The organism is Paraburkholderia rhynchosiae (genome assembly GCF_002879865.1).
GTDB classification, from domain to species: Bacteria; Pseudomonadota; Gammaproteobacteria; order Burkholderiales; family Burkholderiaceae; genus Paraburkholderia; species Paraburkholderia rhynchosiae.
Map to the genome: position 1 here is coordinate 1 of NZ_PNXY01000049.1, position 22,863 is coordinate 22,863.

Below are 22,863 nucleotides of genomic sequence, written 5' to 3' on the forward strand. Positions count from 1 at the left end.
CGTCGCAGCCTTCGCTGGTGTCAAAACTGGCGCCGGGCACCCGCAAGGGTGCGGCAGCCGGCGTCTACAACACCACGCAGTCCATCGGTCTTGCGCTGGGCGGCATGATCGGCGGCTGGCTGCTGAAAGTGGATGGCCAGAGCGCGGTCTTTTTCACTTGCTCGGGGCTCGTCTTATGCTGGCTTATAATCGCCGCAAAGATGAAACAGCCGCCGCGCAAAGCGTAACTCAGACGACTCGCAGACCGCTCGCGGCGGACTCGGGCACGTCCCGGCATCACCCCAGAACTCACCCGGCGGCGGGCAGAGGCGCAGTTCTGGTCTCGGGCCCGCGGGCCCTGAGACGCGAACCGTGTATTGCGGCGCCGCCGAAATGGAATCAACAGGAGAAACTCATGGCATCCGTGAACAAGGTCATTCTCGTCGGCAATCTCGGAGCCGATCCGGAAGTCCGTTATCTTCCGAGCGGCGACGCAGTGGCGAATATCCGCCTTGCAACGACGGACCGGTACAAGGACAAAGCGTCCGGTGAAATGAAGGAAGCCACCGAATGGCACCGCGTGTCGTTTTTCGGCCGCCTCGCGGAGATCGTGTCCGAATATCTGAAGAAGGGCTCGTCGGTCTATCTGGAAGGGCGCATCCGTACCCGCAAGTGGCAGGCGCAGGACGGCACCGACCGTTACTCGACGGAAATCGTCGCCGAACAGATGCAAATGCTGGGCGGCCGTGGCGGCTCGATGGGCGGCGGCGATGAAGGCGGCTATAGCCGCGGCGAGCCGTCTGAGCGCAGTGGCGGCGGTGGCGGTGGCGGCCGTGCAGTGTCGGGCGGTTCGCGTGGCGGCAGCAGCGGTGGCGCTAGCGGTGGCGGTTCCAGCCGTCCGAGTGCGCCGGCCGGCGGCGGGTTCGATGAAATGGACGACGATATTCCTTTCTGACTAACGCTTCTCGCTGAACCGCAGAAAAAGGCCCCGCTTATCCAGCGGGGTTTTTCATTTTTGCTACCCACTACCGTCTCAGATGTGCCAGCGCATCTCGCATCGGCGAACTGGAAATCATGATCGGACCAGTAAGCGGCGAATCCAGATCGACGATCACATAAATCGCCGACGCAATCGACACAGCCCCGAGCGAAATCGTCACGAGCGCCAGCGCATTGCGAGGCGCGATCAGCCCGAAGCTCAAGAAAATCACGCACAGCCAGAACGTCAGCGTCTTGAAGAAGGGCTGCGAAATCGAGCTATGCGCCTCCTCGATGATTTTCCAGCGGGCGTCCACCACACGGCGGAATTGCGTCAATCCGTCATCGAGCGCGTGCTGTTGTAGCGGATCATGCGCGCGCAGTTGCCGCAATTGCCGGCCCACCGACGTCAGCATTTCGCCGAGCTGCACGTTTTCCAGTTTCTGCGAGTTGTCGGGCGAGCCGATGTTCGTAGGGTAATTGCCTGTCGGAGCCGGTTCGCGCGGCCACGTCGATGCAATTGCCGCCGCCGTGTACACGCGCAACAGGTTTCGCGCTGCGTCGGCATCGCTGCCGTAATCCCGCAACGTCATGTCGAGCTCGATGATGTCGGCGGCGTACGTGCGTAGATCGTTGGCCGCCGTGTCGAAGCTCGACTTGGCCGAGGCCGTCATCAGACCCAGCACCAGCGCGGCGAACGTGACCAGCATGCCGATCACCAACTGGACGAGCTGCACCGTTTCGTGCGCCTTGTGTTCCTCCGGCAGCAGCGGCCGCACCCACACGCCGAGGCCGGTCGCCACGAGCAGCAGAACGAAAACCAGCACAGCCGAGCCTATTTCCGACATAGCAATGCTCCATATACCCACGTCAATTCCCTGAACCGTACAGCAGAACGCCTGAAACCTGGCGATTGCGCCGCCGCGCCGGTTCAAACGCTACCGCTATCGCTCGCATTCGATATGCCGCAAATGCATGCGCGATTCGCCATAAAGTTTTCAGAAATTCAGCCGTAGTCCCTATTTGTGGCGTTCGCTTAAATTCTGACAAAAAAGTTGCGGACCATGCCGAACGGGCTTGGGCGCAGCACGCGTGGCCGAGGCAAATTCACTGAACGTTCGGTCAGGCCGCCCAAAACGGAGACTAGGCCCGATGTTGAAAAATCTGTCGATTCGCAGTTGCCTTACCCTGATGATCGCGTTCTTTGCCGTCGCCCTGCTGTTGGGCGCCGCAGCCGGCCTATTGTCCCTGCGCTCGAGCAACGCGTCGCTACAGCAGATGTACACCGTGGATACCCCCGCGGTCGCCGATCTCGAAGGCAGCGCCGGCCAGTTGTTGCGCTTGCGCCTCGCGCTTGCCACTTATGCATCGCTTGTCGACCTCAACGATCAGGACGGCGCAAATGCCGTGCTCAAGCGTTTCGATCGGTACCAGAAAGCATCGAACGAGCGGCTTGCCCACTATTTGAGCCGCGCAAGCACCGGCGCCGACGAGCAGCGCCTCATCAAGGATATGCAGGACAAGCGCGACACGTTCCTGCGCGAGGGCGTCGAACCGGCGCTGGCCGCGCTCAAGGCGGGCGACCGAACCACGTTCCAGCAATTGCAGGCGAAGAAACTGCCGTCTCTCTACAGCGCGTTCGAAAAAGCGATGCTCGCGCTTGAACAGTTGCAACTCGATCACGGCGCGCAGCGCTACGAGAGCGCACAAGACCTGTTTTATGCGATCTGCGTGGCTGTGGTGATCGGCATCGTGATCTCGCTGCTGGGTTCGCTGATCGGCCGCGCGGTGTTGGTCCGCGCAATCGTCAGTCCGGTCGATGCCACCATCGCCCAGTTCCAGCGGATCGCCAACGGTGACCTGACCGGCCAGATTGTCGTGACGAGCAACAACGAAATGGGACGTCTCGCGGCCGCGCTGCGCAAGATGCAGGAGTCGCTCACTGCGACGGTGAACTCAGTGCGTCAAGGCACGGAATCTATCGACAGTGGCGTGAGTGAAATCGCCGCGGGCAATACGGATCTCTCGCAACGTACGGAAGAACAGGCGGCGTCGCTTGAAGAAACGGCGGCGAGCATCGAACAACTGACGTCGACGGTCAAGCAGACCGCGGATAACGCGAAGCAGGCGAGTTCGCTCGCGCAGGGCGCGTCGACGCTCGCCGCTCAGGGCGGCGAACTGACCGAGCAGGTGGTGGGCACGATGCATGAGATCGTCGACGACTCGCGGCGCATTGCGGACATTGTCGGCGTGATCGAAGGAATCGCTTTCCAGACCAACATCCTTGCGCTGAACGCGGCGGTCGAGGCGGCGCGCGCGGGCGAGCAGGGCCGCGGTTTTGCGGTCGTCGCGAGCGAGGTGCGTTCGCTGGCGCAGCGAAGCGCCGCGGCTGCGAAGGAGATCAAGGCGTTGATTGAAGCGTCGACGACGCGCGTCGAGAACGGCTCGCACCTGGTCGAGCGCTCGGGCTCGACAATGACCGAGATCGTCCAGGCCATCTCGCGCGTCAGCTCGATCATGGGCGAGATCGCCGCAGCGGCGACCGAGCAGAGCACCGGCATCGATCAGGTCAATCTCGCCGTCGCGCAAATGGACGAAGTCACGCAGCAGAATGCCGCGCTCGTCGAGCAGGCCGCAGCAGCAGCGAGTTCTCTGGAGGAGCAGGCGAGAAGGCTGACATCGGCGGTGGCTGTGTTCCAGACCGAAGGCGGTTCGTCGTCGCGGGCCTTGGCGGACTTGCGTAACGGTCAGAGCGTTGTGGCGAAGCGTGCATCGAACAACGCGGACGAACTGGCCGCCGCTTGATCCGTTCGCGGCCGGCTTCGCGTTTGCCTCGCGGCGCGTGCCGTGTCGTCAGCAATGCACTGCGCCGTATCGCGCCGCGCCGTAGTGCAACGCAAGGCAAGGCAACGCACCGCACCGCACCGCACCGCACCCTCGCGCAACGCACCGGAGCGCACCGCACTGCCCTGCGCGCAAACCGTTCGCTCTACTGCATGGCCGCGTAGTACTTAGCGAGACTGTCTATCTCCGCCAAGGTCATCTGCCGGGTGACATTGCGCATCTGTTCGTTAATGTCGTTGCGACGCGCGCCTGAAGCAAACGCCCGCATCTGCGCAGCCAGATAGATCGACGACTGGCCGCCCAGCCACGGCGCCGAGCCTTTGCGGTCAAGCTGCCCGTGACACGCGGCGCACGGCGCGATATTGCGCTGCGGATCGCCCTGCATCGCGAGCCGCACGGCGTTCGCATCCGGCGTGCTGCCGGTGGGCGCGACTTCCGCTGCCGGACCTCGCGGCAGCGACGCGTAATAAGCGGCGAGATCGTGGAGGTCCTGATCGCTGCGAGCCGCGATGATCGGCTGCATCACTGCATTTTGCCGCACGCCCTTCTGATAATCGCGCAACTCCTTATAGACGACGTCCGCGTATTGCCCGGCCAACGCGGGCGCGGTGACCTGCACCGTGCCGAGCACGCCGTGACACATCGAGCAATTCTGCGTGGCGATGGTCGCGCCGCGGCCGATCGAATTCGCGTCGGCTCGCACGCGCCGCAACGGCGGCAACACCACGACGTCGCTCGGCGCCGGCCCTGCAATGTTTGCGCCGTGGTACCAGCTCGACGGCACGCCCGCGGCGCCGCAAATCGTCGCCCATAAGCTGCGGTTCGCGAACGCGCTGTTGGCCGAAGGCAGCCAGAGAAAACCTATCAGCATCGACACAATGGCGAGCGCCAGCGTGCCCGCGACGCTCACCGTGAACCACGGATTGCGCAAGCTGAATACGCGTTCCCGATTCATCGCTGCGCTCCGACGACGACCGCCGGCACCGACGTCTGCGGCAGTCTGAGCAATTGGACGATCGGCACGCTGTAATTGACGACGGTAAGTCCGATCATCAACGCGACCCACAAGCCGAAGCTATTGAGCGCGGCGGGCACCCGTTCTGCGGGATGCACCGCGCTCGCGAAACGGAAACTTTGCTGTGGAACCGCCGGTCCGAACTGCGACTTCGCGAGAATGTAGATGAAGAGCGCGCCCGATACGGCGAGGATCAGCCCGCCTATCGCCGACATGCTGACCCAGAACGCCTGCGCTTCGAGACCGGGCATCTTGTAGTCGTAGTAGGCCATGCGGCGCGGCGCACCGAGCAAACCGACGTAATGCCAGGGCAACGTCACCACCAGCATGCCAATGAACCATAGCCATAGTTGCATGCGCACCAGTTTCAGCGACGCAATCGCGCGGCCCGTGAGTTGCGGCCACAGTTCGTACGCAATCGCGAAGTACATGATGACGATCGCGCCGCCGAAGATCAGATGGAAGTGCCCGGTGATCCACTGCGTGTTGTGCACCGTCGTATTCAACTGATAGCTCATGTTGATCAGGCCGCCGGCGCCGCCGAATCCGAGCATTACGAACGAAAACGTGACGACGAGCATCATCGGGTTCTGCCACGGCAATGCCGTGAGCCAGCCGAATGCGCCCTTGCCGCCGCGCAGCCGGCCCGCAATTTCCACCGACGCGCAGATCGTGAACACGGTCAGAAGCGTCGGCACGGAAACCATCCCCGTGAAGACGGCGTGCAGGAACTTGAAGCCGGAGCCGACCTGCGGATCGGCAAACAGATGGTGGATGCCGATCGGCATCGCGAAAACGAGAAACAGGACGAACGACACGCGCGCCATGGAATCGCTGTAGAGCCGTCCGCCGATCGCTCTGGGCACCAGCGTGTAATACGCGATGTAGGCCGGAATCAGCCAGAAGTAGACGATTGCGTGCAGCGTCCACGAGAACAGAACGCGGGAGAGGCCGGCGTCGATCGTATTGGTGAGGCCGAACGCGACCGGCAGGATCTGGAACAGGATTTCGAGCGCTGCGCCGACCGCGGTCCACGCCCACAGATACGCGCCGGCGACATTCGCGAACATCGCGAGCGGCACCGGTTTGCCGGGGTTGGCGCGTCGCCAGATGCTCAGGTTCACGTGCATTAGCGCGACCCAGATCCACGAGCCGACCACCACCAGCACGACGCCGACGTAATAGAACGGACTACCGATCATCGGTGGATAGAAGGTGTAGAGCACCGAAGCCTTGCCGAGCGCGACGGGCACCATCGCCATCACAGCCCCCACCGCCAGCATGATGAACGCAGCCCATGCCCATCTGATGCCGGCGAGGCGTTGCGCGAGCGCAAGCTCGACAATCGCGTAGCCGAAGCCCATCGACACAAGGGTAGGCAGCACGTATGCCATCACCGTGCCGTGGGCGGTTACCGAGCGGTAGTAAAGCTCGGGGTTGCCGATCCACGGCGCGAGTGGACTGCGCACCAGCATCTGCCAGGCGCCGAGAAACAGCGCGACGATAAACGCGATAAAGGCGAGCCAGAAATGCGCAAGAACGAGTCGCTTAGCGTGAAACACAGCTGAGCCTCCGTGATTGTCGGGCCTGCTCGAAGAAGGCCGCTTTGTCGATCACCTTCACATGCGCCCACATGGCCTGATGGCCGAAGCCGCAGAACTCGTGACAGGGCATGGTGTGATCGGCGGGCTGGTCGAAACGCGTGCTCAGCGTCGCGACATAGCCGGGCACGACCATCGTGTTGATGTTGGTATCGGTGACGAGAAGGCCGTGCACGACATCGGCGCTCGTGATGCGGATCGTGATCGGCGTGTCAGCGGGCACGAGCAGACATTGCGGCGTGAACGAATACTGCTGCGCGATGAAACGCACGACCACGGAGCCGTCCGACTCCACCGCGCTGCCCAGATTGTCTTCGACGAATTCGCCCGAGAGTTGCAGGCGTGACGGATCGATCGTTTCGACGCGCGACGGCGGCATCATCGCCCAATGCAGTCCGGAGTAGACGATCACGGCAAGCATCAGCACGATCAGCGCGCCGACGAATATCGCCCAGCGGCGCTCAGCGCGTAGCGCGATCGTGTGACCGCTGCCCGGTTCATGTTGAGATTCGGTGGACATGATCAGTGCACAACGCCGCGCGGCAGAAACACGAGGAAGTAGAAGCCGAACCAGATCGCCATGACGATCAGCGTGGCCACACCCGCCACGGCTATCGCTCCATGCGGACCGGCGACGATCACACGTTCCACTTCGTCGTCGGTGGGCGGGAGCGTGATGCGGGTATCGTTCGCTTCCATCTAGGAGTGCTCCAGTTTCCGGTGCGGCGGTTCAGCGCGGTGGCTAATGCAGCGGCGCGTTGCGCAATTCGTTGACCTCGCGCGCGGTCACGGGCTTGCCATGATTGCCCCACGCGGTGCGGATATAAGTGACGACGGCAGCGGCGTCCGTGTCGTTCAGTTCCTGCCCGAAAGGCGGCATGCCGTAGGGCTCCGGATTGCGCATCGTGCCTGGCGGGAAGCCGCCGTTCAGCACGATCCGGATCGGGTTGACCGCGGAATCCATTTCGATCGACTGGTTGCCGGCGAGCGGCGGATAGTGTTGCAACTTTCCTTCGCCTTTGGCGCCGTGGCACAGCGCGCACTTATCGGCGTAAATCTTTTCGCCGGGCGCGTACACGTTGGTGTCGGTCGCAGCTGTCGGCCCGGTCTTGCGGCCGCGATTGTCGGGCAGCGTTTTCAGATACACGGCCATGGCCTTCACGTCTTCGTCGGTCATGTATTGAAGGCTGTGATAAGTGACTTCGGCCATCGGACCATAGACCGCGCCGCGATCCGAGATGCCTGCTCGCAGCAGATCGACGATGTCCTTGATGCTCCAGTCGCCGAGGCCGCCGTCCTTGTCGGAGGTGAGCGAGGGCGCGTACCAGTTCTGCACGGGAATCAGCCCGCCGGCGAACTGCTCGCTTTGCGACGAGCCGCCGAGCATGTTGATCTTGGTGTGGCACATCGTGCAGTGCCCGAGCCCTTCGACCAGATACGCGCCGCGGTTCCATTCGACGGAGCGGGTCGGATCGGGCTTGAACTCGCCTTCGTGGAAATACAGCGTGCGCCAGCCGTACAGCAGATTGCGCTGATTGAACGGGAAGCGCAGCGTATGTTTGCGATTCGGCTCGCGCACCGGCGCGATCGACTTCAGATAAGCGAAGATTGCATCCGAATCGTCGCGCGTGACTTTCGTGTATTGCGCGATCGGCATCGCAGGATAGAGCAGTGTGCCCTCCGGCGTGCGGCCCGTGCGCATCATCCGGAAGAACGCGTCCTCGCTCCATGTGCCGATACCGTACTGCGCGTCCGGCGTGATATTCGGTGAGTACAGCGTGCCGAATGGCGTTTCCATCGCGAGGCCGCCCGCGAACAGCTTGCCGCGCGGCGCGGTGTGGCACGCCACGCAGTCGCCCGCGCGCGCGAGGTATTCGCCGCGTTTGACGACGTCCGCGCGGGTGTCGGCGGTTGTGCTGGCTTTGGCTTTGGCTGCCGTCGCGGTCTCTGCGGCGCGTGCTTCGCTGACGAGCGGGAACAAAGGCGCGAGTGCGAGCGCCGCGCTGCCAGCCAGGAGCGCTGCGGCAACGAGCCAGGGGGACAGCATGCAGGAAAGCAGGCGCAGCGGCGGACGTATCGTTTTCATTGCGGCTGGCTCCCGCATGAGAGAGGTAAGCGCTCTGCGGATGCCGGCGCGGGCCGCGGATCGGCGGGACGCGGTTGCCGCGCGAGCCACGTCGACACTGCCGTGATGTCCCTGTCCGTCAGCTTCACCGCGATCGAGCGCATGCAATCCGGCGCTGGCGCGTGACGCGTGCCGGAACGCCAGGTGCCCATCTGCCCGGCGACATAGCTCGCGTGCAGACCGAGGAGGCCGGGAATGCCCGGTTGCTGGCCGGTCATGCGCGCGCCATGACATGCAATGCACGCCGGAATCTTGCGCGCCGGATCGCCTTGCATGACGAGCCGCTGTCCCGCCGCGAGCACGGCGGGCGCAACGTCGGACTGATCGGCATTCGGATAAGGCGGCTGCAAATCGGCGAAGTACTGACTGATCTTGCGCAGATAGTCATCGGGCAGAAAGGCGACCAGATAACCCATTGGCGGATAGGTGCGGCCGCCGTCACGAAACGCGGTTAGCTGATTGAACAGATACTCGGCTGTTTGCCGGCGATGCGCGGGAAATAATCGCTATTGAGGCCTTGACCTTGCACGCCATGGCACGAGGTGCAGGCGCGCACGCGTTCGTCCATGGCCGAGGGCATTGCGCCGGGCACGCTGGTGGCCGCGAGCGCCGCGCCGCTCCACAAGACGTAAAGCACAAACAGAGTCGCAAATCCCATAGCTCTACGATGCACGCCGGGCCTCGCTGCGGAACGTTCTTTTGTCGATTTACTTGGTCCGCATTGGTGGCTTGACTCGCTCTCAACCTGGAGACGCCATGCACAGCGGGTGCACTGCACTTCTTTGAAAACGACAGCGAAAACAGCAAATGTAAACAGACTTATTCTGGACGGCGAAACATCGATTCGCCATTGCAATGGAATTGCTGGATTAAATCGATGACCGGCCTGAATGCGCCGAAGTACGGCGCCTTTCAGGCTGCGCGATTAACGCTTCGATCATCTGGCAGCGTGTAGCAATTCTTCGAAGCATCAACGGTGAAACAGTGGGCTGATTGACTGCGTCTCAGACCATCATAGGTGTCGTTCACAGCGCTTTCAACAATTCAATTCGCCTCGCATGCAAATAACGCTAGCGCGCGAATGTGATTGTTCGATGTGCTCAACTAAAGAGTCTCATCAGCGCCGTGCGCGCATTGCTCACGCGTTCGCTCTCGCCGATTCGCCCAGGCAATAAATGAAACTCGACGGCGGGCAATGCGGGCAGGCCGATGCTCGTCGGACATGCGACCACGCCGCCGCCAATCGACGATTCGTTCAGACACGAGATGCCGAGCCCCGCCTTCAACGCGAGTTGCAATCCGGCCACGCCGGATGCCGAATGCGATACCACATAGGGCACCTTGTTCTCGTCGAGCAGCTTGACGACAAAACGCTGCAACTGGCAGCTCGACGGCAGCAGCACAAGTTGATAGGGCGCGGCCGGTCGCGGGCTGGCATCGGCTGCGCTGACCCACAGCAGTTTTTCGCGACGCACGACGATGCTCTGCGCGCCGCGGCGTTGGCCCGATGCGCGCGTGCTACCCGTGACGAGCCGCAACGAAAGGCCGATGTCGAACGAGGCGTCGTCGCCGGCGGCGCTGTCGATCACCGCGCTCGGCAGCACGGTGACATGCAGCTTCAGACGCGGATGCTGCTCGGAGAACGTCTTGAGGATGCGTGCGATGTCGTGCGGACGATAGTAGTCGGTGACGGCGATGCGCAGTTCGCCGTCGAGCGAGCGCCCTTGCAGGTCTTCGAACGCCGCTTCGCTCATCGCGATGATGCGCCGCGCGTGCTCCAGCAGGCGGCTCCCCGCGGGCGTCGCGCTCACGCCTTGCTTGCTGCGCACGAAGAGCGGTTGGCCTGCGCGCTCCTCCAGTTTCTTCAACTGCTCGCTTACCGACGATTGCGACAGGAACACGCGTTCGGCGCCCGCCGACACGCTGCCCGATTCGGCGACGGCGACGAAGGTGCGCAATTGCGTCAGGTCAAATCCGCGCTGGGTCATGATTCGATAAATCCGATGGATGGCATCTGGTTTTCCGGCTTTTCCGATGGAAGCCGTCGCCGTAGCATACCTCCGAATTCATCGCGGAGGAAAATCATGGCAGACGGACTAGCGGCAAGCGGCCAGATAGCGGGCGGCCGCGCAGCGAGCCACAGATGGAAAGTGCTGGGCGTGGGGTTCGCGGCGAACGCGAGCTTTTCGGCGGCGTTCTCGGGCATCCCGACCACGGCTGTTTATTTGCGCTCTGGCTATCACCTGGGCAATGACGGCCTCGGTCTCGTGCTCGGCATGCTCGGCCTGGGCATCGCGGTCAGCGAGTTGCCATGGGGACTTCTGACCGATCGATGGGGCGACCGTCGCGTGCTGCTGCTAGGACTTCTTTCGACCGCGGCGGCGCTGGGCGGACTGGCGCTCTTCGCGGCGCCTTCGGGCTCGCATGTGCCTGGCTTGACGACGCTTGCGCTCGGCTTGCTACTTGTCGGTCTGCTCGGCGGCAGCGTCAACGGTTCCAGCGGCCGCGCGGTGATGGCGTGGTTTCGCGAGGGCGAGCGCGGACTGGCAATGAGCATTCGTCAAACCGCAGTGCCTGCCGGCGGCGGGCTTGGCGCGCTGTTGCTGCCGGCTCTCGCGTCGAGATTCGGCTTCGTAAGCGTGTATGCCGTGCTGGCGCTTGCTTGCGCGATAACGTCGGTGTTCGCGTGGCGCTGGCTGCATGAACCGACGCGTCCCGATAGCCGCGATGCATACGCTGCGCGCCGCGGTGTTGGGCGCGCGGCACATGCAAAGAGCCGTTCGCCGTTGCGGGAAATCGGCATCTGGCGTGTGGCGCTCGGCGCCGGCGCGCTTTGCGTGCCGCAGCTCGCCATTGTCACTTTCGGAACCGTGTTCCTGCATGACTTCGGTCGCGCCGGCGTGTTGACGATCAGCGTGACGATGGCGGCGGTGCAGGCCGGCGCTGCAATCGCACGTGTCTGGAGCGGCCGGTGGACGGACCGGCGCGGCAATCGCCGCTCATACATGCGAGGCTGCAGTTTGCTGACCGCGGTGTTGTTCGCCGCCCTCGCGCTCGCGACGGGCGTCGCCGGCATGCATCACGCCGCCACGACAGTAGCGACGATGATCTTCGCGCCGATGATCGTGCTCGGCGGCGTGAGCGCGTCGGCATGGCACGGCGTCGCGTTCACCGAACTCGCGACGCTCGCTGGAACGAACCGCGCGGGCACCGCGTTGGCGATCGGCAATACCTGTGTCTTTCTCTCGCTCTTTCTGACGCCGCTCGCGATCCCGCCGCTACTGTCGCTTGGGTCATGGCCCGTGGTGTGGGCGGTGACCAGCCTGTGCGCATTGATCGCGTTGCCGGTTCTTCCCCGCGCGCTGCGCAATGACGAAGCGGGCGTCGCCCGCACCTGTGACGCTGCCTGAAGATTCAGAACTCGCCACGATGCTCGCTGGCGAGTCGTTATGCGAACGTCGCGCGAGACAGTGTTAATTGCAATGTTCGTTTTCGCACGAATCTCGTGGCGCGGAATTCTCCTAATTATTCATTTTGAGTAATTACGTCTTTTATTGTCGGTACGCAGCGATCGGCCGTTGGTTTCACTACACGATTCGGAACACTCCGATTTTCGCTATGCATGCGGCGGTGATTTTATGGTCACGTCGACGCGCTCGCGTTGAAAGCGGCGCGTCGAGGCATGCGTAGGGCGTGTCAATTTGCTCTGCGTATCTGATAAATATCCGACAGCAAACGAGAGCAATCCTAGTGAACATCCGAATCATTCTCGCCGACGATCATCCGTTCGTTTTGCTTGGCGTTAGAGCCACGCTTGAGACACAGGCCGGCGTCACCATTGTCGGTCAAGCCGTCAGTCCCGCGTCATTGATCGAACTGCTGCGGCGTACGCCATGCGACGTGCTGGTCACCGACCTGTCGATGCCGGATCCCGGTGGCGGCGTGGAGGACGAACTCAGCCTTATCCGGCAAATCCGCGACGAGTGGCCGAGGCTGCGCGTCGTCGTCATGTCGACGTCGACCAATCCCGCGATCCTTCGCGTCCTCGCGTCAGACGGCGCCGTGAGTCTGCTCAGCAAGACGGAGCCGATGCACGAACTGTGGCGCGCGATCGACGGCGGTGAACATGGCGCCGCCTACATCGGCCGCTCGATCGCCAGGCTTCTTGCAAGGCCGAATGAAGCAGGGTGCGAACAACCACTTGCGCTCCCTCTGTCGGGAATGCAGGCGATGATCGTCAGGATGTTTGTAGAAGGTCGGTCGATTGGGGAAATTGCTGCGGCGCTCGGTTGTCATCGCCGCACTGTTATTCGGCAAAAACGTGAAGCAATGGTAAAACTTGGCGTCACTAATGATCCTGGTTTATTCTCGTGCGTCCGGGCCATTGGGATTCTTAAATTTGAATCGGATATCTAAGGAATTAATAGCCGCGTTATTGAAGGTGTTTCGGAGCGATCTTATGTTTAACCTTTCCAGAATGTTTGATGATCGCGGTAGAGCCGGTTACGCGAGAGACGATGGCGGCAATTGATGAATGGAGGAGAGGTAGACGATGGGCGACACCGCTGAAATAGGCACACCGGTCCGGGCGATCATCGCGGACGATCATCCGCTGGTCCTGTTGGCGATCGAAAATCTGATGGGCGGCTATCCGAACATGGAGGTCGTCGGCCGCGCGGCGGATGCGACCGAGTTGTTCGCGGAAGTCGACCGTACCGGTTGCGACCTGGTGCTCATGGACCTCTATATGCCGGGCGGCTCGGATGGCAGCGGAATCGAAGCTGTGCGGCAGTTCAGGAGCCGCTATCCCGGCGTGGCCCTTGTCGTACTCACCATGGAGACCGAGGCGACCGCGCTGCAAAGCGTCATTTCGCTCGGCGTGCATGCGCTGATCAGCAAGCGCGACCGCATCGATCTGATTCACGTCGCGATCATTACGGCGTTGGCGGGCGAGTGCTATCTCGGTCCGGCGGTGCGCACGCTCATCGCGGATGCAACGGCAATGCAGCGGCTCGACTTTGTCCGCTCGGTGTTGTCGCGGCGCGAGCTTGAAGTGTTCACCCAGTACGCGTCAGGGTTCGGTGTCACGGAGATCGCAGGGCGGTTGGGGCGCAGCGTGAAGACGATCAGTGCGCAGAAATGCACGGCAATGCGCAAGCTTGCGCTGCATAGCGACGCTGAATTATTCCGTTTCGCAGTTGAGCATGGCGTGGTATCCGAGGCACGCGTCGAAGGGCGCTGACAGACAATGAGCCGTCGCGCCGGGCCGGCGTGACAAACAGAAAATGCATTGGCATCGCCTAGGGGAAGTACGTCTTAGTACTGGGCGCGTCACTTGAGAAGACAAAAAAAATGACAGAGAAGATTCGCATTATCGTGGCGGACGACCACGACTGCGTTCGTGCCGGCGTCAGGCAGTTGTTGCACGCCACGCCGCATATTGAGATTGTCGGCGAGGCACGCAACACGCAGGGCCTCGCCGAACTAACCGACATGTACCATTGCGATGTCGTCGTATCTGACATCGGCATGCCGGGGCTCGATGGCGGGAGTAACGCGATCCCGTTCCTGCGTCGCATGTTGAGAGGGCGGACGCATCCTGCTGTCGTCGTGCTGACTATGATTTGTCATGCACACATGCTTTCGGGCCTGTTGCATCTTGGTGTCAGCGCAATAGTCGACAAGCGCGACACGACTGCGGCGTTGATCGACGCGATCCGGACGGCTTTGGCGGGAGAGGTTTATCTGTCAGAACACGTGCGCATCGCGATCGAAACGACTGACACGCCGCCGCAACTGCGCGCCAGCGTTCTGAGCGCACGCGAGTGGGAGATCTTCCAGCTTTATGTGCAAGGGCTCGCGGTGCACGAAATCGCCACGCGCCTCGAGCGCAGCGGTAAAACCATCAGCACGCAAAAACGTACGGCGATGCGCAAGCTGGGTCTGGAGACGGAATCCGATCTTATCGACTACGCACGGCAGATCGGTCTGATCTAGCGAAGGTGCGCCACGCCGCGCGCGTATACCGATGTGTTGCGGTCCCATAATTAGGACTCTTCTGATTGGTTGAAGGGCATTGCCGCTCCATAGTTCTGAATTAGCTTCGGCTTTTGCTGGCGTTCGTCTCATTCAAGCAGTTATTTCTTGAGACCGAGCCGTGCATAGCTGGGAAATTCAGGCAGATGTCCTGCGGCCATCGCGCGGCGTCGTCTGCTTCGCATAGGGACAGGAGGCGGCATGGCCGTGCTAGGTAAGCGGTTGTTGGTTGAGGGCGTGGGTACGGCATGGCTTGTGTTCATTGGCTGCGGCAGCATCGTATTGAATACCGGCGCCGTTCAGCAGGGATACGGCGTGCTCGGGGTCTCGCTCGCGTTCGGTCTTGCGCTTGCCACGGCCAGCTACTGGTTCGGCGAAACATCGGGTGCCCACTTCAATCCCGCCGTCACTGTCGGCTTCACGGCAGCGCAACGGTTTCCCGTCAAAGACCTGTTGCCCTACATCGCCGCGCAGATTCTCGGCGCCGTCGCAGCGGCGGCGCTACTCGTTTATGTGGCGAGCGGCCGCCCCGGCTTTGAAATGGGGGCGAGCGAGTTCGCGGCCAACGGCTTTGGCGATCATTCTCCTTCCGACTATCAACTGCATTCGGCGCTGGTCATTGAGTTTGTGCTGTCGTTCGCGTTCGTCATGGCGAGCCTTCTGGTGACCACGCGATATAAACCGCAGTCGGGCGCGCCGATGGTCGTCGGCGGCTGTCTGGCGCTCGTCTATCTCGTGTCGATTCCGGTCACGAACGGCTCGGTCAATCCGGCGCGCTCCACGGCGCAGGCGCTTTTCGTCGGCGATTGGGCACTCGATCAACTCTGGCTCTTCTGGGCTGCGCCGATGTCTGGGGGTGTCGTCGCCGGCTTTCTGTTCTCGTTCCTGGGTGGCAAGTCCGATCAGTCCGCCGCTGCGCTTGCCGACGGGCAGGGCGAAGTCGCGTGAGTGGCGCTGTGCCGTTCGTTCTCGTCACCGCCGTGTTGCTCGAACGCGCTTCCATGACGCGTCTGTTGCGGTGCGTGTCGGGATGGGTGCTGGCCCTATCTCTATTTGTCGCAGCTCAGGTGGCGGCGGTCGCCCAGCCGTTTGGTGATGTCGGCTCCAGTCGGATTGCCGGTCCCTTTCCGCAGAAACTGACCGTCGGCGTACTCGCGGATGACTGGCTGCCATTCGACGCGCTGCGAAACGGCGAACTCACCGGAATGAGCGTCGACTATCTGCGCGCTCTGGTCGGGCCGAGTGTCGTGATCGAGGCGAGGGCGTTTCCCGATATGCCGCAATTACTGGCAGCTGCATGCACAGGGAAGGTCGATCTGTTGATGAGTCTCGCCCGTACTCCGGAGCGCGAACGTTGTGTCAGTTTCACTGCGCCGTATTTCCGGGCCTCGACATCGGCGGTGGTGCGCAGGGGCGGCGACATGTATGAAGGACCCGCTCGTCTTGCGGGGGCGTCCATCGCCATAGAAAAAGGCTTTGCACTCCAGCGCTTGTTGCGCGAGCGCTTCCCGCGCGCCCGGATCAGTGCATTCACATCGACGCACGCGGCTCTCCTCGCCGTTGCCCATGGCGATGCGGACGTCTACATGGGTTTCACGCCCGCCGTTCAATACGCGCTGGCGACCGAGGAGTTCCACAACCTGCGCGTTGCATTCGAGGAGAGCACCAAAACCGCAGAGCTGCGCTTCGGCGTGCCCCGGAGCCGGATTGCGTTGCGCGATGGGCTCGACCGCGCGTTGGCATCCCTGAACCAGGCCGACGACACGGCCATTCGCGTGCACTGGCTCTCCAGCAATTTCGACGCGAAGCCGGAGCCGAATACGTCGCGTCTGGAGCTGACTCAGCAGGAACAGGCGTGGCTGCGTGCGTTGCCGCCGCTGGAGGTGGGTTTCGACAGCAACTGGCCGCCGTTCAGCTATGTCGACGTTTCAGGGCGGCCTGCGGGCGTCACGGCGGACTATCTTGCGTATCTGAGCCGCACGCTTGGCATCGTGTTCAACCGCGCGCGGCAGCCCGATTGGCCCACCACCATTGACGCTTTCCAGCGCGGCGAGCTGGCGATTCTCACCACTGGCTCAAGCAACGATCCGCGTCTTCGCAAGGCGCGGCATACCCGTGCCTACGAGAGCTACCCACTGGTGATGGTGGGCCGCGACGACGAGCCCGCCGCGCGTTCGCTTACCGACTTTGCCTCGCGGCGCATCGTGGTGTCGTCACGTGTGGCCGGCGTCGATCCCCTCGCGTTCCAGCACATTCCGAAAGGTCACATGGCGGTGGCGCCCAGCCTGGACGAGGCTCTGCGCATGGTCGCTTCAGGCGAGGCGGACGTCGTGGTGGGAAACGTGGCCGCCGTCGACATTCCGCTGAAACGGCAATACGCCGGGGTACTGAAGATTCTTGGCACCGTCGGCGAGTCCGACGCACTCGACTTTGCCGTGCGCCCCGACCTCAGTCCGCTCGCCGGCTTGATCGACCGCGCCCTGATCGCTATGCCGCCCGCGGAAAAGCAGCGCATCCGGCTGAAATGGGTGACGGGCAACGCGCCGGGAGCCGGTACGTGGAGTGTTTCGGCGGTACGCCTATTGCCTTTGCTCATCGGCATTGGCGTCGCCTTGCTCGTCACGCTGCGCGCTTATCTGCTCCTGCAGCGTGAAGTGAGGCGCCGCAAGGAAACCGAGCGCGAACTGGCGCTGCAACTGAATTTCCAGGAAACCATGATGAAGATGGTGCCCTATCCGCTCGTCGCCCAGGATCTGCAGGGCCGCTACATCGCGGTCAACGGCGCCTATGAGCGGGCATGCGGACGGAGTCGTGAAGCGGTCCTCGGGCGCAGCACGATGGAGGTTCAGACATGGGGCGAGGCGAACAGCCGCGTACTCGCCGATATGACGCGCGACCTGCTGCAGGGCGGCGACATGGCTCAGGTCGAGTTACAGTTCGAGCGCATTGCCGGCGATTTGCGGCACGGCCTGTTCTGGACGAGCATCTGCCGCGGCAACGACGGTCAGCCGGTCTGCGTGCTCGGCACCATGGTGGACATCACAGACATCCGGCGCGCGGAAATGCGTGCGCGGGATACCGAGCGGCGCCTGTTCGACGTCACGCGTTCTTTGCCTGCCGTGGTGTTCCAGATGCGCCGCAGTTTGGACGGCGCATATTCGTTTCCCTATATTGGCGGCGACGCAAAGCTTCTGCCGGCGCAGGGCGATGTAAGGCTGGCCGGTGGCGGTCATGCCGACTTCCAGCTTATCTGCGACGAAGACCGGCCGTTCGTGATTGCCGAGCTCGAGCGCTCCGCTCGCCTGGAAACGCCGGTGCTCATCGAGTTTCGTCTGCGTCAGGACCAGCATTTCAAATGGGCGCGCGCGGAATTGGCGCCGCGCCGCGAGGCGGACGGGAGTGTCGTCTGGAGCGGCTACTGGGTCGATGCGAGCGTCGAACACGCGCGCGCTGAGGAGCTTGCCCGCGCGCGCGATCTGGCGGAGGCGGCGTCGCGCGCCAAAGACGACTTCTTCGCGATGATGAGCCACGAAATCCGCACTCCGATGAATGGCGTGCTCGGACTCGTCGAAGTGCTGGAGCGCACGCCGCTCAACGCGGATCAGGGCGAAATGCTCGGCATGATCCACGAGTCGGCAGGTGCGCTGCTGCAGATACTCGACGACTTGCTCGACTACTCGAAAATCGAAGCCGGCCGTTTGACGATCGAAGCCGAACCCATCGATTTGCGCGAACTTGTGGACAACGCTGTCGGCTTGCTGGCCGGCCGCGCGCACGAGAAGGGCCTGAAAGTCCGCGTGGATATCGCGTCGGATGTCGCGGCCACGCTGAAAGGCGACAGCGTGAGATTGCGGCAGGTCCTGTTCAACCTGCTCGGCAACGCGATCAAGTTCACTCCCGAGGGACAAGTGGACGTGAGCGTCGCGGTCGTCGCGCAAACGGCCGAGCTGCAGACACTCGAAATGATCGTTGAAGATACCGGCATCGGCATTGCCGCGGAAGTGCGGGCGAAACTTTTCGAGCCATTTGTGCAGGCGGAATCCTCCACAACGCGCCGCTTCGGTGGAACGGGCCTCGGACTGACCATCTGCCGCAAGCTGATCGAACTGATGAACGGCTCACTCGCGCTAGACAGTGAGCCCGGCCACGGCACCCGCATGACGATGCGACTCAGCATGCCGGTCGAGACGCAGAGTTATTCGGTGAGCGGCTTGCGCGGCAAGCGGTGTCTCGTGGCGACTACTGACGCGCGGATTGGCCAGGCCCTGGTGCACTTCGGGCAAGCGCTCGGACTCGAGTTTTGCCGCGTTCCGGCTGACGCCCCGCAATTGCGCTGTGTCACAGCACTAAGCGGCGTCGATCTGCTATTCGTGAGCGAGGACGTGACGTTGCCCGCTAACGTGACGCACAAGTTACGCGTGATCTCGCTGACGGAGAAGCCGAAGCCAACGGGTTACCGCATTCTCGACGACAACGTGCGTCTCAGTATCAACCCGATTTCGTGGCGCGGGCTCGGGGCGGCATGCGCCGCCGCGATGACGGGACTTCAGTCGGTGCCGGCGCCGTCGGTTGGCGTGCCGCGCACGCCGGAAGGCATCACCGCTCCGCCGGACCGCGAGCGGGCCATCGCGAGCGGGCGCCTGATTCTCGTCGCCGAAGATCATCCGGTGAATCAGGAGTTGATTCGCCATCAACTGGCGTTGCTGGGTTTCGCTTGCGACGTTGCGAACGACGGCGTCGAGGCGCTAGCCGCACTCGAGCAGACCAGCTATGGATGTCTGATCACGGACTGCCATATGCCCAACCTGTCGGGCTATGAATTGACGCAGCGTATTCGTGCGCATGAGCGCGAGCAGGAGCACGGCGGCTCGCATCGTCTGCGGATTCTGGGCATTACCGCGAATACGGCGCCCGAAGACCTGAGCCGGTGCCGCGAGGCCGGCATGGACGACAGCCTCGTCAAGCCGACGCGCCTCGCCACGCTGCGCGAGTATTTGAGCCGCTGGTTTGGGACCGACAGCGCATGGCACGTTGCACCCGCCGAAACCGTCGATGTGCCGGCGCTTGCCGCGTCCGTGGCAACTGGCGCCGAGCCGTTTATACCTGTCGACCTCGGGCACATGACGCAATTGTGGGGCAGCGAATCCACGGTCAAGGCTTTGCTCGGTTCGTTCGTTTCTTCCGTGCGCGAAGACATTCAGTCACTGTCGCCCTTGCTGGAGAAAGCCGACGTGGTTCGCCTGCGCGAGTGGCTTCATCGAGTGACGGGCGCCGCGAGCGTGCTGCAATACCCGCCTCTCATCAACGCGCTCGACGAATATCGCCGCGATATCGCCATCAATACACCCGAGCGTGTGCGCCGCGATGGTCTCTCGCTGATCGACAAGTGCAATGCGATGCTCGACGGCATCGAGCAACAAGCTGCGTTGCTCGCCTGAAGGCGCTGCCATGTCAGGTAATCCACAAGACGCGACTGCCGGCAACGTAACGCAATCAACTGGGCAAAAAAAACGCGGCCGAAGCCGCGTTAAAGATTTGGAGACATCCCTCGATGAAGGAGTCACTTCTCGCAGGCCAAAGCATACCAGGGATGGCGCAGATAATTCATTACAGAATCTGCAAATGATTGTTTGAAAAAATCGATACGTGCACGAGAGCGGCGCAGCGAGCCCGCCAACATGCGCCAACTCAACGGCGGCTGACGCGATTCCCGCCGCAGACGTCATCGGACGATTTGCACTAGTATGTGATGGCTCCGCGCCACCGAAACGTCGGTGTGGCGGCGCATCCAGTGCGGAGAAGACCATGATTACGCTAAAAAAACTGAGTCTGGCTGTGACGTTGTGGACGGTGCTGTCAGGTACCGCGTTCGCGGATACGGTGGCATTGAAAGCGGACCTCGAACCGTCGAGCGAAGTGCCGCCTCGGGTGAGTCACGGCCACGGCGCGTTGAGCGCAACATTCGACACGTCGACGAAATCGCTGCAATGGACGGTCACTTACGAAGGCTTGAGCGGCCCTGTGACCGCCGCGCATTTCCACGGTCCGGCGCCGGTGGGACAGAACGCGAAAGTCCAGGTGCCGATCGGAAAGAGCTCGTTCGCGAGCCCGATGAAAGGCTCGGCGGCGCTCAGCGAACAGCAGGTGACCGATCTGATGGCCGGTCAGTGGTACGTCAACATTCACACCGCGCAAAATCCGATGGGCGAAATTCGCGGGCAAGTGTTGCCTGCTAACTAGTCGAAGGAAAATCGCAGCCCCACACACAGCGGGGCGCGCGAGCGCAGCGGATCGTTTTCAAGATTAGTAGCCGTCGTCCACCGACGCGGCGACGAACGCACGTACCATGAAGGGACATTTTCGAAGGAGCGTGTCCCGATGAGTTGGCAAAGCGCACTCGCGTGCTGGTTTTTGCGCCGGCAGTTTCGCCCTCAAACCCTGAAGCCACGTATCGACGTGGAAAGAGCGCGCGCTTTGACCGCGAAGCGCGCCTGGACGCCGGACGTGCCGCACGGCTGGCGTCTGCGGGAGTTGGACAGCGCGCACGGTAACGCGCTGCGTGGCGAATGGATTGAACGTGTCGGCAGCGCGTCGCCCGCAAGCAGCGGGCAATCCACGGTGTTGTACTGCCACGGCGGCGGCTACTACTTCTGTTCGCCGCGAACCCATCGCTCGATTGTGTTTGGTCTCGCAACGCGCACCAATGCGCCGGTTTTTTCACTCGACTATCGCCTGGCTCCCGAACACCGCTTTCCCGCCGCGCTCGACGATGCAATCGCCGCCTATCGTCAGTTGATTGCTGAAGGCGCGGCCCCCGAGTCGATTGTGATTGCAGGCGATTCAGCCGGCGGCGGCCTCGCGCTCGCGGCGCTCGTCGCGCTGCGCGACGCCGGCGATCCAATGCCCGCTGGTGGCCTGCTGTTCTCGCCATGGACGGACCTCGCGGCGACCGGCGCCAGCATCGTCGACAACGACGGCGCCGATCCGATGTTCAGCGGCCCGGCGATCGCAAGGGCCGCGAAGGTCTATCTCGGCGATATGCGCGCCACGCATCCGTATGCGTCCCCGCTGTATGCCGACCTGCGTGGCTTGCCGCCGCTTTTCATCATGGCGGGCAGCACCGAAGTCCTGCTCGACGACTCGCGGCGCGTGGCCGACAACGCGCGCGCGGCGGGCGTCGATTGTGAACTGGAAGTGTGGAAGAAGATGCCGCACGTCTGGCCAATCTTCGCGCCGTTCATTCCCGAGGCGAACCGTGCGCTGGACCGCGCAGCCGCCTTCGTTGTGCGCGCGACGAGCCGTGCCGCGAACGCCGCTCAGGTATCCAATGCAACGTCGATGGTCTGATACGCGGCCTTCACCGTTTCCTCGCCGTACTGCCGTTCGAGCCGCCGCACGGTGAAATGGCCGTGCGCGACCTGCTGGAAGTGGTCGATGAACACCGTGTTGACCATTGCGCCGAGCACCGCGCCGATCGCCGGAATCGATTTGGCGGCGATCTGTTCGCTCACCTGCACCGAGAAGCGCGCCGCGATCGTATTGAGCAGGCGCAGCAAGGCCGCCGAACCGTGCGCGGTGAATCCCTTGGTCGCAATTTCCGACGACGCTTTCGACACCGCCTGCGCCAGCGCGCCACGCATGATGAAGTAGCCGAAGTCGGCGTCGTCGTCGGCGGCCGATGTGCCGCCCATGCCTAGCACCGTCAGACATTGGAGCTGCGCGTCGATCGACGTCAGGTTCTCGCCCTCGCTGCGCGCAATGTCGCAGATCGAGCGGAACATCAGCGTGGTCGTGACCGGCAACTCGACGGGCAGTGCAAAGAGGCCAAATGCGCCGCCAGCGGCGCCGGTCGTGGCTACCGCGAACTTGTGCAGCAGATTGCTCGGCTTCTCGGGTGCAAGCAACGGCGACGCGCCGTCGCGCCGTCCCAGCGTGCGTAGCGCAATCGACAAACACTTGCGCAACGCCAGTTCGGTCGCGTCTGTGACTTTTTCGTTCGCGAACGCCGGCATGCGCGACATCAGCTTTTCCAACGGCGCCCCGACGATGCTCGCCAGTTTCATCGCCAGCGCGGGGCTTTCCAGTTCGTGTTTCGCGCGCCGCAGCGCGCTGTGATCCTCTTCCGACAACGACTGTGTTGCGAGCGAACTCGGCTCCATGTGCCTCCCTGGCGTCAGGTGATGCGCTTTCTTCAATCGGTTCCGGTGCGGCCAGCGTCCGGGATGTTCTGCTTAGAGCGTGAGCCCATGGTATGATTCCCAATCGTTTGACGAGTCAACTGTTGC

The 22,863-nt window shown here is 62.7% G+C and carries 19 protein-coding genes and 1 pseudogene; 11 read left to right on the top strand and 9 right to left on the bottom strand.

Annotation, left to right across the window (positions count from 1 at the left end; genetic code table 11):
- Together C0Z16_RS33920 and C0Z16_RS33925 are read left to right on the top strand one after the other, a co-directional pair.
- Positions 1-227 (top strand): MFS transporter (locus C0Z16_RS33920; protein WP_146014393.1); only part of this gene is annotated, 227 nt, incomplete at its 5' end.
- 167 nt (positions 228-394) lie between these two features.
- Positions 395-934 carry a single-stranded DNA-binding protein gene (locus C0Z16_RS33925; RefSeq protein ID WP_102636365.1) on the top strand — a complete coding sequence of 180 codons (540 nt, stop codon included), beginning with the start codon at positions 395-397 and terminating at the stop codon, positions 932-934.
- 70 nt (positions 935-1,004) lie between these two features.
- On the opposite strand, the gene C0Z16_RS33930 is transcribed toward C0Z16_RS33925, so the two are convergent.
- Positions 1,005-1,805, bottom strand: a complete 801-nt coding sequence (locus C0Z16_RS33930; RefSeq protein ID WP_102636366.1) for a bestrophin-like domain — start codon at positions 1,803-1,805, stop codon at positions 1,005-1,007.
- Between the two features lie 304 nt (positions 1,806-2,109).
- On the opposite strand from C0Z16_RS33930, the gene C0Z16_RS33935 reads away from it, so the two are divergent.
- Entirely contained in the window at positions 2,110-3,762 is a 1,653-nt protein-coding gene (locus tag C0Z16_RS33935; protein ID WP_102636367.1) for a methyl-accepting chemotaxis protein, read from the top strand.
- 184 nt (positions 3,763-3,946) lie between these two features.
- Here C0Z16_RS33935 and C0Z16_RS33945 read toward each other — a convergent pair whose 3' ends face one another.
- The 7 genes and pseudogenes from C0Z16_RS33945 to C0Z16_RS33970 all read right to left on the bottom strand — a co-directional run bounded on the left by C0Z16_RS33945 (position 3,947) and on the right by C0Z16_RS33970 (position 10,530).
- Entirely contained in the window at positions 3,947-4,756 is an 810-nt protein-coding gene (locus C0Z16_RS33945; protein WP_102636369.1) for a c-type cytochrome, read from the bottom strand.
- Entirely contained in the window at positions 4,753-6,378 is a 1,626-nt protein-coding gene (locus C0Z16_RS33950) for a b(o/a)3-type cytochrome-c oxidase subunit 1 (protein ID WP_102636370.1), read from the bottom strand. Before C0Z16_RS33950 ends, C0Z16_RS33945 begins: the two co-directional genes overlap by 4 nt.
- Positions 6,365-6,937, bottom strand: coding sequence for a cupredoxin domain-containing protein (locus C0Z16_RS33955; RefSeq protein WP_102636371.1), 573 nt, complete (start codon positions 6,935-6,937; stop codon positions 6,365-6,367). Before C0Z16_RS33955 ends, C0Z16_RS33950 begins: the two co-directional genes overlap by 14 nt.
- A 2-nt stretch (positions 6,938-6,939) precedes the next feature.
- Positions 6,940-7,116: a hypothetical protein gene (locus C0Z16_RS38300; protein ID WP_167403583.1), complete on the bottom strand. Its 177-nt coding sequence runs from the start codon at positions 7,114-7,116 to the stop codon at positions 6,940-6,942.
- A gap of 43 nt (positions 7,117-7,159) precedes the next feature.
- Entirely contained in the window at positions 7,160-8,503 is a 1,344-nt protein-coding gene (locus C0Z16_RS33960; protein WP_102636372.1) for a c-type cytochrome, read from the bottom strand.
- Positions 8,500-9,200: pseudogene (locus tag C0Z16_RS33965) on the bottom strand (c-type cytochrome). The gene C0Z16_RS33960 and the pseudogene C0Z16_RS33965 overlap by 4 nt, the downstream one beginning before the upstream one ends.
- A gap of 442 nt (positions 9,201-9,642) precedes the next feature.
- Positions 9,643-10,530, bottom strand: coding sequence for a LysR family transcriptional regulator (locus C0Z16_RS33970; protein WP_102636373.1), 888 nt, complete (start codon positions 10,528-10,530; stop codon positions 9,643-9,645).
- 96 nt (positions 10,531-10,626) lie between these two features.
- On the opposite strand from C0Z16_RS33970, the gene C0Z16_RS33975 reads away from it, so the two are divergent.
- The 8 genes from C0Z16_RS33975 to C0Z16_RS34010 all read left to right on the top strand — a co-directional run bounded on the left by C0Z16_RS33975 (position 10,627) and on the right by C0Z16_RS34010 (position 21,925).
- Complete coding sequence (locus tag C0Z16_RS33975; protein WP_102636374.1) at positions 10,627-11,952, top strand: MFS transporter; 1,326 nt, start codon at positions 10,627-10,629, stop codon at positions 11,950-11,952.
- A gap of 340 nt (positions 11,953-12,292) precedes the next feature.
- Positions 12,293-12,958, top strand: coding sequence for a response regulator (locus C0Z16_RS33980; RefSeq protein ID WP_175130766.1), 666 nt, complete (start codon positions 12,293-12,295; stop codon positions 12,956-12,958).
- Between the two features lie 136 nt (positions 12,959-13,094).
- Complete coding sequence (locus C0Z16_RS33985; RefSeq protein ID WP_102636375.1) at positions 13,095-13,784, top strand: response regulator transcription factor; 690 nt, start codon at positions 13,095-13,097, stop codon at positions 13,782-13,784.
- Positions 13,785-13,894: 110 nt separating this feature from the next.
- Positions 13,895-14,539 carry a response regulator transcription factor gene (locus C0Z16_RS33990; protein WP_102636376.1) on the top strand — a complete coding sequence of 215 codons (645 nt, stop codon included), beginning with the start codon at positions 13,895-13,897 and terminating at the stop codon, positions 14,537-14,539.
- A gap of 240 nt (positions 14,540-14,779) precedes the next feature.
- Entirely contained in the window at positions 14,780-15,526 is a 747-nt protein-coding gene (gene aqpZ / locus C0Z16_RS33995; protein ID WP_102636377.1) for an aquaporin Z, read from the top strand.
- Positions 15,527-15,579: 53 nt separating this feature from the next.
- On the top strand, positions 15,580-20,016 hold the full coding sequence (locus C0Z16_RS34000) for an ATP-binding protein (RefSeq protein ID WP_102636388.1): 4,437 nt from the start codon (positions 15,580-15,582) through the stop codon (positions 20,014-20,016).
- Between the two features lie 367 nt (positions 20,017-20,383).
- Positions 20,384-20,818: a CHRD domain-containing protein gene (locus C0Z16_RS34005; RefSeq protein ID WP_102636378.1), complete on the top strand. Its 435-nt coding sequence runs from the start codon at positions 20,384-20,386 to the stop codon at positions 20,816-20,818.
- 138 nt (positions 20,819-20,956) lie between these two features.
- On the top strand, positions 20,957-21,925 hold the full coding sequence (locus C0Z16_RS34010) for an alpha/beta hydrolase (protein ID WP_102636379.1): 969 nt from the start codon (positions 20,957-20,959) through the stop codon (positions 21,923-21,925).
- Here C0Z16_RS34010 and C0Z16_RS34015 read toward each other — a convergent pair.
- On the bottom strand, positions 21,895-22,737 hold the full coding sequence (locus C0Z16_RS34015) for an EcsC family protein (protein ID WP_102636380.1): 843 nt from the start codon (positions 22,735-22,737) through the stop codon (positions 21,895-21,897). The genes C0Z16_RS34010 and C0Z16_RS34015 overlap by 31 nt on opposite strands.
- Positions 22,738-22,863: the final 126 nt, after the last annotated feature.